Origin of the sequence: Streptomyces sp. NPDC001985 (genome assembly GCF_040296845.1) — a bacterium.
GTDB lineage: Bacteria > Actinomycetota > Actinomycetes > Streptomycetales > Streptomycetaceae > Streptomyces.
Genome location: NZ_JBEOYB010000001.1, coordinates 35806 through 49734, shown reverse-complemented (window position 1 = coordinate 49734; position 13929 = coordinate 35806). Strand labels below are relative to the sequence as shown.

The window sequence follows — 13929 nt, the reverse complement described above, 5'->3', positions numbered from 1 at the left end:
GTGGGGACCACGGAACGCCGCGCTCACCGGCTCCCCCGCTCCGGCAGCAGCACGGGCTTGACCACACGGCCCGCGTCGCAGTCCCGCTCGGCCTCGTTCACCTCGGCCAGCGGGTAGGTGCGGATCAGCTCGTCGAAGGGGAACCGTCCGGCCTGCCACAGCCCGGTGAGCCGCGGGATCAGCAGGCCCGGCACGGCGTCCCCCTCGCAGATGTGGGAGATTCTCCGGCCCCGGTCCAGCGTTCCCGGCTGGAGCGCCAGCGCGGTGTGGAGCCGGGCCACCAGGCCGAGGTGCCCGGCCGGGCGCAGCGCCCGGAGCGCGTCGTTGATCAGCGGGGCGGAGGCCGTGGTGTCCAGCGCGTACTGTGCGCCGCCGTCGGTCAGCCGCGCGATCAGGCCGGGCAGGCCGGCCGAGGCGGAGTGCAGCGGGACCGCGCCGAACCGCTCGGCGAGTGCCAGCCGTTCGGGGTGGCGGTCGACGGCGACGACCGTCGCTCCCGAGGCGGCGCACGCCATCACCGCGGCCAGGCCCACCGCGCCCGCGCCGAGAACCGCCACGGTGTCGCCGGGCCCCGCCCCGAAGGAGTGGAGAACCGCCCCGGCGCCGGTGAGGAAGCCGCAGCCGAGCGGCCCCAGCAGTTCGATCGGGAGCGAGGGGTCGACCCGCACGGCGTTGCGGGCCGCGACGATCGCGTACTCGGCGAACGAGGACTGGCCGAACCACCGCGGGGCCAGCCGGCCCCCGGCCGCGTCGGTGAACCGCGCGGCGCTCTCCGCGCGCCCCCCGAAGAGGTTGAGCGGGGCGAAGGACTCGCAGTGGGCCGGGGCGGCGCCCAGGCAGCTCCGGCAGCGCCCGCAGGAGTCGAAACTCAGCACGACATGGTCGCCGGTACGCAGACCGGTGCCCGGGCCGCCCGTCTCCACCACGACCCCGGCCCCCTCGTGGCCGAGGACCGCCGGCAGCGGTGAGCGGCCCGCGGGACGCCGGACCACGAGATCGGTCCGGCACATCCCGCAGCCGGCGATCCTGACGAGGATCTCGCCCTCGGCCGGACCCTCGTGCAGCAGCACCTCCTCCACCGCGAACCGGCCATCGGGCGAGCGCAGCACCGCCGCGTCGAACCGCATCCCCATGCCTCCCACGCCTCCTCATGCCTCTCACGCCTCTCACGCCTCCTCGGGACGGTGCAGAACGAACGGCCGGAGATTCCCGTACAGCCCCCAGGGCCCGCCCGCGACGCCCACGCCGCTCTCCTTGACGCCCGCGAAGGGCTGCGCGAGGGAGAGTTCGGCGTGGTGGTTGATCCACGCCGTCCCGCACTCCAGCCGCTCGGCCACCGACTCGGCCCGGTCGAGATCCGTCCCCCACACGGAGCCGCCCAGCCCGAAGCCGGTGCCGTTGGCGGCGGCCACGGCCTCGTCGAGACTCCCGTACGGCAGCACCGGCAGGACCGGGCCGAACTGCTCCCGCGTCACCACCGCGCTGTCGGGCGGCACATCGGTCAGGATCGTCGGGGCGTGGAACCAGCCCGGCCGGTCCAGCCGCCCGCCGCCGGCCGCGGCCCGGGCGCCGGCGGCCAGGGCCCGCGCCGTGCGGCGCTCGACCCGGGCCAGCTGGGGGGCGTTGTTGACCGGGCCCATCCGGGTGTCCGGATCGAGGCCGGCGCCGACGACCGTGCTCCTCGCCCGGTGCGCGAGCGCCTCGACGACGGCGGAGTGGAGCCGGGCCGGGGCGTAGACGCGTTTGACCGCCATGCAGACCTGTCCGCAGTTGCGGAACGCGGCCCAGAAGAGCCGGTCCGCGATCCCCTCCACATCCACGTCCTCCAGCAGGACAGCGGCGTCATTTCCCCCCAGCTCCAGGGTGACCCGGGCGAGCGAGGCCGCGGCTCCGCGCGCCACGGCCCTGCCGGTGGGAGCCGAACCGGTGAAGGTGACATGGCGGATGCCCGGATGGGAGGCGAGCCGGGCGCCGAGGGGTTCGTGGCCGGTGACGACGGTCAGCACGTCCTCGGGGAGCGCCGCGGAGACGACGGACACCAGCCGGCGGGTGGCGAGAGGGGTGTGGGGGGAGGGCTTGAGCACCACCGTGTTGCCGGCCGCGAGCGCGGGCGCGAACTTCGCCGACGCGAGCTGGAGGGGAAAGTTCCACGGGACGATCGCGGCGACGGGCCCGAGCGGCCGCCAGCGGATCTCGCCGCGCACCGGCCGGCCGTCCGCGATCGGCCGGCACTCGGGGGCGAGCCCGGCGAAGTACCGCAGCCGGGCCGCCGTGCGGGCGATCTCCGCGTACGACTCGGCCAGGGGCTTGCCCTGTTCCCGGGTGAGCAGGGGAGCGAGGTCGGCCCCGGCCGCCTCCACGGCGGCGGCCGCCGCGAGCAGCGCGCGGGAGCGGGCGGCGGGGTCGGCCCGCCAGCCGCGCCAGGCCTCGTGGGCCCGGCCGACGACGGCGTCCAGGGCGTCCGGCCGCAGATCCGGGGCCTCGTCGAAAGCCTCGCCGGTCGCCGGGTCGAGGACGGCGAAGCGCTCGCCGCCGCTCCCGGGCACACGACGGGGCCGGGGGGTCGCCATACCGGCGGTCAGCCCGCGGTGGTGACGGCGGCCGCGTGCTCCCGGGCCCGCCGGTCCATCTCCGCCCGGAAGGCGGCCACCAGCCGGGGCTGAATCCTCCCGGTGGTGCGGTCGCCCCCCTCGCAGACCGCCCCGCGCACCCCCACGATGTCCGCGCCCACACGGGTCAGCACCCCGAGATCGCCCACCCGCACACTGCCCGCGAGAGCGGCGAGCAGACCGGCGTCGTGGGCCCGCCGGACGAACTCCGCGCACGCGTCCGGCGGAACGTGGTCGAAGAGCCGGGTCCCGTCCTTGACCGCGGTGTCGAGCATCGCCGCGTCGGAGCCGGAGCGCAGCGCGATATCGGGCAGGGCGAGCGGATTGACACAGCCGATCCGGTGGGCGTCGGCATAGCCCGATGCGACGACGAACGCGTCCGGCCGGTACTCCTTGACCGCCCGGACGACCCCGCGCATCACCTCGACCGCCTGCTCCGGGGTCGTGCATCCATAGAGACCGACCTTGATGTACGCGGCTCCGGAGACGGCGGCGCCGAGCGCCGCCTGGGCCACCGTGCCGGGCTTGTACGGCACGTCTCCCACGGTGGCGGAGACCGGTTTGTCCGCCGGGACCGCTTCGCGGATCTCCCTGATCACCCACGGGAAGTTCGCGCCGAGCGAGCCCTCGTCGGGCTTCTTGACATCGACGATGTCGAGATGCTCCGCCGCCTTCGCGCAGTCGAGGGCCTCCTCGACACCGTCCGGGGAGATGAGAAGCAGCACGGTGGATTCCTTCCTCCGCGTGTCCACCCGGCCGCGCGGCAGAGATGCGGAGTCGCCTGGATCACATGCGGTCCGCTTCATCATCACCGCGGCCCGGGGCCCTCGGTAGGGCGCTCGGCGCCCGAAGAGAGATCTCCGCGGTGCGTGCCGTGTGCCGTGCACGCCGGTACGGAGCGGCGCTCGCCGATCCCTTCACGCCCCTCGGCACCCCGGCTCGGGACGCACCCCCGCCGACCTCCCCGGACCCGGAGGAGCCCTTGACCGCCCAACCGTCCGGCCAGCGGGCGCCGGTGCCGCCCACCCGCGCCCACAGCGCCGTTGACCTGCCTGTTAGCATCCGTGCCTCGTTACATGGTGACACCATCGGTCAGGGGAGACCGGGGTGGACTGCACCGGCGGCATCCCACGATGCCCTTCTTTCTTCTTCTGCCTTCGGGCAGTCAGGTTCTGGGGAGGACCCTGTTGACCGGATCGACTCAGCCGCGCCCGCGTGCGTCGGCGACCGGACGTGCGACCCGACGTGCGGACGGCCCGAAGGGGGTACGCCGGGGAGCCGCCGCGGCGGTGGCGCTGTCGGTCGGAGCGGGGCTGCTGACCACCGCCCCGCAGGCCCGGGCCCAGCTCCCGGCGCAGCCGCAGCCGCAGCCGCAGGCCAGGGCCGCGGGCGAGACGGTGCTGCCCGCCGCGACGCGGACCACGCCGCGTGAGCTGAGGGTCAGCGGACTCGGCCAGACCGGCTTCGCCTCGAAGCCCGAGGGCTCCGCGCACTACCGCTGGACCGAGTACGCGACGGGCAGGAGCTGGGATCTGTCCTGGCTGAGGAACCATCAGCCCCGGCCCGGCGCGTCCGACACCTTCCACGAGTACCGCTTGGGCACCTACCACTTCAGCGGCCCCGACGGAGGGGGCCGGGGCTCGGTCACCGTCCCCCGCGAGCTGCGCACCCTCAAGGTCGCCGGCACCACCGTCATCGCCGCGCGGATGGACGGCACCCGGACCGGGTCGCTTCATCTGCTGAAGCCCGGACCGGGCGGCTCCACCCTCCAGCGGCAGATCAGCGGCTTCCCGGGCAGCCCGTCGCCGGTCACCGTGGCCGTGCGGGACGCCCGCACCGCGCTGATCACCCACCGGGTGCTCGACGGGGAGACAGGACCCGGCGCCCACCAGGCGACTCTGGTCGATCTGGAGTCCGGCCGGATGACCCCGTTCCTTGAGCCCGTCCAGGGACGCGACTCACGCCGGTATCTGCTCTCCGACCAGTACATCGGATGGCGCGCGGAGAGCGGTGAGATCCGGCTCCAGCGCCGGGACGACCCGAACGCTCCGGAGATCGCCCTCACCGCCGACTCCCTGGCGGGGACCTCCGGCCACATCCTCGTCGGCGACCATGTGGTGGCGCGGGAGGCGGGCGAGCTGGGCGCGCTCGTGGCCCTCCCGCTCGACGGCGGACCGCGGCGGCAGCTGCTCGAGAAGTCGCACGGCTCCACGCTGGGCGGCGGCCCCGGCGGCGCCGCGGACGGATCGGGTGTCCACGCCGGTGGTACCGGCGCCGACGACTGGGCCGTGCACCGGGTCACCCAGGAAGCGGACGGCACCCTCGCCGTCACCCGGCTGGCCGGCCTGCCGCCGATCGAAGCCGCGGTCACCGGCCTCGCGTTCTCCCGTTCCACGCTCAGCTGGACCGACCGCACGGCGCCGTCCGCCGGACAGGTCCGGTTCCACTCCCGTACCGTCCCCGCCGGGAAGAACCCGCAGGCCGGGCCGGTACGCCAGGGCGCGCTCCACCAGCCGTCGTGCGCCGCCGGCATCGCCTGCGAGGAGCTGTACGGCGCCGGTGACGGGTCCGTGGTCCACCAGCAGCGCGAGCGGCTCTTCCGGCAGGACGCCCAGGGCCGGGTCACCGAGGCGACCGCCCCCGGACTCGCCTGGAGCACGGTGCGGAGCGTCAGCGGCAGCCATACGCTCACCTCCCGCGGCGACGGACGCCACTTCCTCCTGGACTGGCGCGAGCCCACCACCGCCAGGGAGTACCGGGCCAGGGCCGCGGCGCTCTGGGAGGGCCGGCTGTGGACCGCGGAGAAGCCGGGCAAGCTCTCCCTGACCCGGCTGGGCTCCGCCGACCCGGCGGTCACCGTCAACACCGGCACCGCCTGCGTCCCCGATGAGCTCCAGGCCGTGGGCCGCTGGGTGTACTGGCACTGCGACGCCGAGAACAAGGCGGGTGTCCTCGACCGGGCCCGCGGCGGCTCCGTCCCGGTGAGCGACAGCCCGGCGCTGCTGGGCGACGGCGTACTCGTCCACCAGGACCACGGCAGCGCCGCGCTCTGGCGCACGGCGCTGACCTCCGGCAAGGCGGTCACCGGCCGGCTGGCGCAGGTCGCCCCCGACGAGGGCGGCTCCATCGGCGACCGCAGGCAGCTCCGCTGGACCCTGGACCCGCACACCAACCGGGTCGCCCACGTGGGGCCGGGGGAAGCCATCCATCTGGTGGAAGCGGCTCCCGCCGCCGCCCCGGCCTTCCGGGACCACGCGGGCGGGGACGGCGTCGCCGACCTGCTGACGCTGAACTCCTCGGGCGCGTTCACCTTCCAGCAGGGCACGGGGGCCGGCGGTTACGCCGGGAAGGTCTCGGGCGGCGGCTGGAAGGCGAGGACGGTGGCCGTGCCCTTCGGCGATGTGAACGGCGACGGCTGCAACGACGTGCTGGTGCGGCGGCCCGACGGCGAACTGCGCGCCCACCGCCCCGGCTGCGGCAAGGCGCTCACCCCGGCCTCCCCGTCGACCTCGCTGGGCCAGGGCTGGTCCGCGTACAACGTCCTCACCTCGCCGGGCGACCTCACCGGCGACCGGCGGCCCGACCTGCTGGCGCGCAAGGCGTCCGACAGCACGCTCCACCTCTTCGCGGCGAAGAGCGACGGCACCCTGGCGGCGGGCAGGAAGATCGGCTCCGGCTGGACGTACACCCACATCACCGGCGCCGGCGACCTCAACGGCGACGGGGCCGGCGATGTCGTGGCCCGCGCCCGGGACGGGGTGCTGTACCGCTTCGACGGCACCGGCAAGGGCACGCTGAAGAACCGGGTGAAGCTCTTCACCGGCTGGGGCAACGCGTACAACACCATCGTCGGCGCCGGTGACATCACCGGGGACGGCCGCCCCGACCTGGTCTCCCGGGACTCGGCGGGCGACCTCTACCGCAACAGCGGCGACGGCAGGGGATCGTTCGGCCCCCGCACGAGGATCGCCGGCGGCTGGAAAGGGTACACGGTCATCTTCTGATCCCGCCTCCCGGTCTCCTGATCCCGCCTCCCGGTCTCCGTCCGGATCGGGCTTCCCGGTTCCGCCCGCCCGTGCCCCCGGCCGCTCAGGCCCGGGGGCACGGGCGCGCCGGAGGGAGCGGAGTGACCTACTCGTACGGGATTCTGAGCACCGCCCCCTCGGTGCCGGTCTGCACCCGGGAACCGCTGTCGCCGAGCGCGTTCCAGATCTCCAGCCGGACGGTGCCGCCCACCAGGTCGCCGAGGCCGCCGGTGGCCGCCTTGACGCCCACCGCCTGGGTGTACTCCTCCCAGCCGGTGACCGGGTCGGTCGCGAAGTAGCGGTAGGTCTCCGTCCGGTCGAAGGTGCCATCGCCGGTCAGGTCGTAACCCACCCGCACCTGGGGCGCGAGCCCGACGGCCGTGCCCGCGTCCACCCGCAGGCGGAAGGCGGTCGCGGCGCCCGGTACCAGCCTCCCGTCGACCCTCCTGATCTCGTAGACCGCCGGGCGGTACGGAGTGCCGTCCCGGTTGACGCCGTCCGCCGACGCCAGGGTGTCGGCGCCCGGCTGGTCGTCGGTGGCGGTGGTGAGGATGCCGCCGGTCCTGAGCCGGAAGGTGTTGCCGGTGGACGGACCGGGGTCCCCGGGGTCCGGGTTTCCGCCGCCGCCGGTGCCGGTCGCGGTCGAGCGGGCGGGCACGGACAGGGACGCGCCGTCCGAGAAGGTGACCGTGCGGGCGGCCGGGCCGTGGTTGTGGGCGACATAGGTGCGGACGCCGTTCCCGGCGAGGACGGCGGAGGTCGGGATGGAGCCGCTCACCGTCATGTCCGGCGCGCCGAGCGCGTCCAGCGTGGCGATCCAGTGGTAGGTGTGCGCCCTGGACTCGCCCTGCTCCGGGGTGTAACCGGCGTGGCCCGCGTCCCACCGGGACTTCGCCCGTGCCGGATCGGCCAGTGACTCGAACTCCCACAGCAGATCGCGCCACTCCTGGGCCGGACCGCCGTTCTCGCGTTCCATCTCCGCGATATTGCGCGTGATGGCCGCCTTCTCCCGGGCCAGATGGAGCGAACCGCCGGTGACCGGGAGCACATTGATGCCGTGGATCTCCTCCGGGTTCGCGGTCCACCAGGTGGCGTACGCGCCGCCGCTGCCCCAGACCATCCCGACCGTGTCATGGCGGAAGGAGTCGGGGAAGACCTGCCGGCTCGCGTCGAACCAGTACTGGGTGATCGCCTCGGACTCGGTGGTCAGCAGATAGCTGCCGAGATCGCGCAGCGCGGTGTCGCCGGTGGCCGAGCCCCACAGCACCAGTGCGGCGCTGAGGTTGACCGACTCCGACGAGGCCTCCTGGTTGTTGCCCGCCGCGAAGCCCTGGTGACCGGAGGCCCAGCTGTGGCCCGCGTAGACGTCGAAGCCGCGCAGGAAGGGGTAGGCGGAGTCGGTGCGGCTGGGGTTGGCGGTGTCGCGCACCAGGTGCCCGACCATGGCGCCCCAGGCCGATTCCGCCGCCCAGGCCTGGTCGTACTGGGCGATGACCGCCGCCGCGTAGAGGTAGTAGCCGTAGTGGAAGTGGTGGTCGTTGAGTTCGGTGTCGCTGCCGTACGAGGCCGGGTAGCCGGTGAGGGTCTTCCACTCGCCGTCGTAGCCGAACTGGCCGGAGCCGCCCGCCGTGAACCACTCCTGGAGCCGGCCCTTCATCAGTCCGATGAGCTTGTCGCGCACGGCGGGCAGGCCGATCTGGTCGGCGATGGGCACCAGCTGGGCGAGCCGGCCGAGCGCCTTTCCGGTCCAGTAGGTGTCCGTCGCCCCGGAGAACGGGTCGGAGGCGTTCGCCACCTCGTGGAGGTAGCCGGTCAGCCGTGCCCGGTCGACCCGGCTGGACGCGGGCAGGGCGGGCAGCACACCGCTGCCCCGCTGGCTGGTGGTGAAGGACGCGGACTCCCGCACCTTCATCGTGCCGCGCGGCGAGACATAGGTGTACGGCGTGAGCGGGTCGGTGGTGTGCAGCCACTGATGGCGGTAGAGGGCCTGGAGGGTGCCGCGCTCGGTGCCCTCCCTGGCCTCCGTGGTCAGGGTGTACGTGGCCCTGACCGTGCCGCCGGTGGACTGCCAGTCCACCCGGGAGCCGGTGACGAAGCTGAAGGCGTACTTCCGGTAGACCGCGAGCGCGTCGGTGGAGGGCAGGACCGCGAGCGAGAAGTACTCCCTGGAGCCGAGCGGGGCCGTGATCGTGGAGCCGGAGACGTTCCAGTCGCCGCCGGTCGGGGCGAAGAGGGCGTAGTGGTGCCCGGCGACGGTGATGCCGAGGACATTGCCGCTGTCCGCGAAGACGGTGGGCGCGGAGGCGGTGGTGACACGGGCGTCGCCGCCGGAGCCCCTGGCGTACACGAAGGGCAGACCGTGGCCGATGGTCGCCCGGAAGGTGCGGGTGCCGTCCGCCCAGTAGGGGGTGACCGTCCAGTCGGACCAGGCGTCGGCCCTGGTGTCGGGGGAGTTGAGGCCGCTGAGGCCGATGGTGAGGTCGGCCCGGTGGGGGTACTCGTACTGCCGGCCGTCGCCGACGATCGCGGGCGCGGTCGGGTAGCCGACTTCGAGGCCGGAGGCTTTCGCCTGGTAGGTGAGGGGGTGGCCGTACATCGGGGTGGAGTACGGGTTGTCGCCGTAGCGCTGGTAGGCGAGGGAGGACCACCAGTCGTTGGTCGGGACCGGTTTGTTCCGGGCGGCGGCGGTCAGCTTGGGGGTGACCGGTGTGCCGGTGTCGGTGGCCGGCCCGGAGGTTCCGGCCGGGCGGGTGTCGGTGTAGCTGCCGGAACCGGCGGGGACGGTGCCGGCGGCGGCCGGGGCGGCGGCGGGAGCCGGACCCGCGAGGGTCAGGGCGACGGCCAGGGCGATGGCCGGGGAGGGTCCGGGGAGAGAGGTTCGCATGGGCAGCACCTCGGAGTCCTGGGGGTGAGGAGCGGGGGAAAGCGCTCTCACGTGCCCAGGAACGTAGAACTCCTGAATCGTGAGTGTCAAGGGAGCCCGCTGACGGGACCGGAGGCCCCGGGCCCGCGATCCGGAGGCCCCGGACCCGGAGGACCCGGAGGACCCGCACCCTCAGGGCCCGCCGGGCCTGGACCGGGGGTCCCGAGCCCCCGGGGCAGGGCCCGCCCCCGCCTCCGCGACAGAGAACCGGAGAATTTCCCTGTCCGCGATGTCGAGAACCCGTGTCCGGCTCCGTCCCCGGGGTGAAGGCGGCCAGGATGGGTCGCACCAGCACCGAGGAGAGAGACACCATGGCCAAGTACCTGCTGCTCAAGCACTACCGGGGCGCCCCGGCCGCGGTCAATGACGTGCCCATGGACCAGTGGACACCCGAGGAGATCACCGACCATGTGCGGTACATGAACGACTTCGCCGCCCGGCTCGAAGGCACCGGCGAGTTCGTCGACGGCCAGGCGCTCGCCCCCGAGGGCACCTTCGTCCGGTACGACGGCGAGGGCCGCCCGCCCGTCACCGATGGCCCGTTCGCCGAGACCAAGGATCTGATCGCCGGCTGGATGGTGATCGATGTCGACAGCTACGAGCGCGCCGTCGCACTGGCCGGAGAGCTGTCGGCGGCCCCCGGGGCGGGCGGGAGGCCGATCCACGAGTGGCTCGAACTGCGTCCGTTCCTCACCGAGCCGCCCACCGTCACCGAGTGACCACCGAAGGGGACGAGGCCCTGCTCAGAAGCCTCACACCGAGCGTGCTCGGCATCCTCGTCCGCCGCGGAGCCGACTTCGCGGCGGCCGAGGACGCCGTACAGGACGCGCTGGTCGAGGCGGTCCGCGTCTGGCCGGACGGCCGGCCCCGGGACCCGAAGGGCTGGCTGGTCACCGTCGCCTGGCGCAAGTTCCTCGACGCGGCCCGCGCGGACACCGCGCGCCGCAGACGCGAGGAGCTCGTCGACGAGCAGCCGGAGCCCGGGCCCGCGCCCTCGGTGGACGACACGCTCCGGCTCTACTTCCTCTGCGCCCACCCGTCGCTGACACCGTCCTCCGCCGCCGCGCTCACCCTGCGCGCCGTCGGCGGGCTGACCACCCGCCAGATCGCCCGGGCCTACCTGGTGCCCGAGGCGACGATGGCCCAGCGCATCAGCCGCGCCAAGCGCACCGTCTCCGGCGTGCGGTTCGACCGGCCCGGCGATGTCGCCACCGTGCTGCGCGTCCTCTACCTGGTCTTCAACGAGGGCCACTCCGGCGACATCGACCTCGCCGCCGAGGCCATCCGGCTCACCCGGCAGCTCGCCGCGGCGATCGACCACCCCGAGCCGGCCGGACTGCTGGCCCTCATGCTGCTCCACCACGCCCGGCGCGCCGCGCGGACCACGCCCGACGGCGCTCTGGTGCCGCTCGCCGAGCAGGACCGGGGCCGGTGGGACACCCGGGCGATCGCCGAGGGCATCGGCATCCTGCGGGCGGCACTCGCCCGCGACCGGCTGGGGGAGTTCCAGGCCCAGGCCGCCATCGCGGCACTCCACGCCGACGCGCCCACCGTCGAGGAGACCGACTGGGCGCAGATCGTCGAGTGGTACGACGAACTGGTGCGCCTCACCGACAGCCCGGTCGTCCGGCTCAACCGCGCGGTCGCCGTCGGCGAGGCGGAGGGACCGCGCGCCGGCCTGGCGGCGCTCGCGGCGCTGGAGGAATCCTCCCCGGGCCCGGCGGGCCCGGGGGAGCCCGTGCCCCGTCACACCGCGGTGGCGGCGTACCTCCACGAGCGCGACGGCGACCTCGCGACGGCGGCCCGGCTCTACGCCGAGGCGGCCCGCCGGGCCCCCAGCCTCGCCGAGCGCGACCATCTGACGCGCCGCGCCGCCCGGCTCAACGCCCGAGGGCGCCTCTGAACCCCGCCCCGCCGTCGCCCCCTGGCCGGAAACCCCCGCTGCCGGTATCCGCCGGGGCCCGCCCGGTGGGGCCGGATGGCTGGTCGCCGCCGGGGACGGCCGTCCGGTGCGGCGGATTCCGCACGGCGGGCCGTACGGTGCCCGCATGGCCGCACCTCACCGCGGGAGCCGGCGCCCCGGGTACCTCGTCGCGGCGGCGGTGTTCGCCGTGGGCATGGCCGGTACCACCCTGCCGACACCGCTGTACGGGATGTACCGCGCCCAGATCGGGTTCTCCGAACTGATGGTGACGGTGGTGTTCGCCGTGTACGCGGTGGGTGTCATCACCTCCCTCCTGCTGGCGGGCGACTACTCCGACCAGGTGGGCCGGCGCCCCGTCATCCTCTGCGCCCTCGGGTTCGCCGCCGCCGCCGATCTGTGCTTCCTGTTCGAGGCCGGGCTGCCGCCGCTCTTCGCGGGCCGGCTGCTCTCGGGGTTCTCGGCCGGACTCCTCACCGGCGCGGCGACCGCCGCCGTCCTGGAACTCGCCCCGCCGGGCCGCGCGGCACGCGCCGGGTTCGCCGCCACCGCCGCCAACATGGGCGGTCTGGGCTGTGGCACGCTGCTGGCCGGAGTCCTCGCGGAGTACGCCCCGGCACCCCTGCGGCTGCCCTTCGCGGTCCATCTGGCGCTGGTGGCCCTCGCCCTGGTCCCGGCCCGGCTGCTGCCCGAGACCGTTTCCCCCACCCGCCGGCTGCCCCGCGGACGGCCCCAGGGGATGGCCGTGGCACCGCGGGCGCGTGCCGTGTTCCCCTCGGCGGCGATCGCGGCCTTCGCGGGCTTCTCGCTGCTCGGGCTCTTCACCGCCGTCGCCCCGAGCTTTGTCGCCGAGACGCTGGGGATCGACGATCTCGCCCTGTCCGGGGCCGTGGCCTTCTCCGCGTTTCTCGCCTCCACCCTGGGACAACTGGCGACCGGGCGGCTGGGCGTGCGCCGGTCGCTGCCCGCCGGGTGTCTGATCCTGGTGGGCGGGCTCCTCCTGGTGGGCGCGTCCCTGTGGGGGGAGTCGCTGCCCCTGCTGCTGGCCGGCGCGCTCGCCGGAGGCTTCGGCCAGGGGCTCGCCTTCCGGGCCGGTCTGACGGCGGTCGGCGACGCCGCGCCGCGCGAGCACCGGGGCGGGACCATCTCGGCGTTCTTCGTCGTCGCCTACACCGGAATCGCGGTACCCGTGGTCGGGGTGGGCGCGCTGACGATTCCGCTGGGGCTGCGGGGCGCGGGCCTGGTCTTCACGGCCGTGGTGACACTCCTCGCCCTGGGCGTCGGGCTGTATCTGCTCCGCCGGCCCCCGACGGAGGAGGACGCCCCGGCGGACCCTTCGGCGGACGCCCCGGCGGACCGCCGGTAGGAGCCGCGCCACCCCCCGGGAACCGCCCGCGCGGGGCGTGCGCGCCGACAGGCGGCGGGCCCGCCCCCCACGGAGGACGGACCGTCCAGCGGTGTCCGGACCGTCCTCCGTGAGGGGCCGGGGACGCCGGGAGGTCCGCCCGCCGGCGGGGCGATGCCCGCGTCGGAGGCGCGCCTCGATGGCGCCGGAGGGAGCCGTTTCGCCGTCAGGGCCGGTGCGGCTCCCGGAGGAAGGCGAGAAGCGCCGAGGTCAGCTCGGCGGGCGCGTCCTCCTGGACGAGATGGCCCGCACCCGCGACGCGTTCGAGCCGGGCGCCCGGGATGAGCGCCGCCAGCTCCTCCCCCCGGGCCGGGGGAATCCAGGTGTCGTCCTGGCCCCAGCACACCAGCGTCGGTACGGAGATCTCGCCGTACCGCTCCTGCACCTCGTCGGTGTGGAGCTGGTCGGCCTGGGCGATCTGCCGGTAGAAGGCGGCCTGGCCCGGCGCGTCCAGCCAGGGCCGGGCCAGCCGGTCGAGAACCGCCGGATGGAGGCCGGGGCTGCTGGCCGAGCTGATGTACTCGCGCACCAGCGCCCGGTGCAGCGCCGGCGGCAGCCGCTCGAAGACCTCGGGGTGCTCGCCGACGAGACGGAAGAACGGGGACCCCCACGGCGCCAGGGCCACCGGGTCCACCAGCGCGAGGGCGCGGTAGCGGACGCCGTGCAGCAGATGCGCCCGCAGAGCGACGGCCCCGCCGAAGTCATGGGCGGCCACCAGCGGCTCCACCAGGCCCCAGTGGGTGAGCAGCTCGGTGAAGACCCGGCCCTGGGCGGCCAGGGAGACATCCTGCCCGGCGGACTTCTCCGAGCTTCCGTAGCCGGGCATGTCCCAGACGAAGACCTGGTGGCGCCGGGCGAGCGCGCGGGCGACAGCGCGCCAGACATAGGAGGAGAAGGGCGTGCCGTGGAGCAGGACGACCGGGTCCCGGCCGGGTTCTCCGAGGCTGTCCCAGCGGACCTCGCCCGAGGTGCTGGGGAAGGTCTCGGTCAGCTGCCATGCACTCACGGGCGCTCATCCTCTCGGCTGTTCCCCGGCTCGGCCGGGC

Annotated in this window: 9 protein-coding genes; 4 read left to right on the top strand and 5 right to left on the bottom strand. The window is 74.7% G+C overall.

The window, feature by feature from the left end; all coding sequences use genetic code 11:
- Window positions 1-23 precede the first annotated feature (23 nt).
- The 3 genes from ABT122_RS00170 to ABT122_RS00160 are packed head-to-tail and all read right to left on the bottom strand — an operon-like array spanning window position 24 to window position 3334.
- The gene (locus tag ABT122_RS00170; RefSeq protein ID WP_351543207.1) at window positions 24-1127 is read right to left on the bottom strand and encodes an NAD(P)-dependent alcohol dehydrogenase; all 1104 of its coding nucleotides are present in this window, start codon (window positions 1125-1127) and stop codon (window positions 24-26) included.
- 39 nt (window positions 1128-1166) lie between these two features.
- A complete protein-coding gene (locus ABT122_RS00165; RefSeq protein ID WP_351542829.1) occupies window positions 1167-2570 on the bottom strand; it encodes an aldehyde dehydrogenase family protein in 1404 nt (467 codons plus the stop codon).
- 8 nt (window positions 2571-2578) lie between these two features.
- Entirely contained in the window at window positions 2579-3334 is a 756-nt protein-coding gene (locus tag ABT122_RS00160) for a (5-formylfuran-3-yl)methyl phosphate synthase (protein WP_351542826.1), read from the bottom strand.
- A gap of 564 nt (window positions 3335-3898) precedes the next feature.
- Here ABT122_RS00160 and ABT122_RS00155 point away from each other — a divergent pair.
- Window positions 3899-6613, top strand: a complete 2715-nt coding sequence (locus ABT122_RS00155) for an FG-GAP repeat domain-containing protein (RefSeq protein ID WP_351542823.1) — start codon at window positions 3899-3901, stop codon at window positions 6611-6613.
- Between the two features lie 127 nt (window positions 6614-6740).
- Here the strand turns inward: ABT122_RS00155 and ABT122_RS00150 are convergent, their stop codons facing one another.
- A complete protein-coding gene (locus tag ABT122_RS00150) occupies window positions 6741-9518 on the bottom strand; it encodes a glycosyl hydrolase (RefSeq protein WP_351542820.1) in 2778 nt (925 codons plus the stop codon).
- 350 nt (window positions 9519-9868) lie between these two features.
- Between ABT122_RS00150 and ABT122_RS00145 the strand changes: the two genes are divergently transcribed.
- From ABT122_RS00145 to ABT122_RS00135, 3 genes are all read left to right on the top strand, one after another.
- On the top strand, window positions 9869-10276 hold the full coding sequence (locus ABT122_RS00145; RefSeq protein WP_351543204.1) for a YciI family protein: 408 nt from the start codon (window positions 9869-9871) through the stop codon (window positions 10274-10276).
- Window positions 10273-11460, top strand: coding sequence for an RNA polymerase sigma factor (locus ABT122_RS00140; RefSeq protein WP_351542817.1), 1188 nt, complete (start codon window positions 10273-10275; stop codon window positions 11458-11460). The genes ABT122_RS00145 and ABT122_RS00140 overlap by 4 nt, the downstream gene beginning before the upstream one ends.
- A 145-nt stretch (window positions 11461-11605) precedes the next feature.
- Window positions 11606-12844 carry an MFS transporter gene (locus ABT122_RS00135; protein WP_351542814.1) on the top strand — a complete coding sequence of 413 codons (1239 nt, stop codon included), beginning with the start codon at window positions 11606-11608 and terminating at the stop codon, window positions 12842-12844.
- A gap of 205 nt (window positions 12845-13049) precedes the next feature.
- On the opposite strand, the gene ABT122_RS00130 is transcribed toward ABT122_RS00135, so the two are convergent.
- Complete coding sequence (locus tag ABT122_RS00130; RefSeq protein ID WP_351542811.1) at window positions 13050-13889, bottom strand: alpha/beta fold hydrolase; 840 nt, start codon at window positions 13887-13889, stop codon at window positions 13050-13052.
- Between the last annotated feature and the right edge of the window lie 40 nt (window positions 13890-13929).

Coding starts and splice junctions, on each gene's coding strand:
- ABT122_RS00170 (WP_351543207.1), bottom strand. CDS start 1,127: ATGCGGTTCGACGCGGCGGTGCTGCGCTCGCCCGATGGCCGGTTCGCG.
- ABT122_RS00165 (WP_351542829.1), bottom strand. CDS start 2,570: ATGGCGACCCCCCGGCCCCGTCGTGTGCCCGGGAGCGGCGGCGAGCGC.
- ABT122_RS00150 (WP_351542820.1), bottom strand. CDS start 9,518: ATGCGAACCTCTCTCCCCGGACCCTCCCCGGCCATCGCCCTGGCCGTC.
- ABT122_RS00145 (WP_351543204.1), top strand. CDS start 9,869: ATGGCCAAGTACCTGCTGCTCAAGCACTACCGGGGCGCCCCGGCCGCG.
- ABT122_RS00135 (WP_351542814.1), top strand. CDS start 11,606: ATGGCCGCACCTCACCGCGGGAGCCGGCGCCCCGGGTACCTCGTCGCG.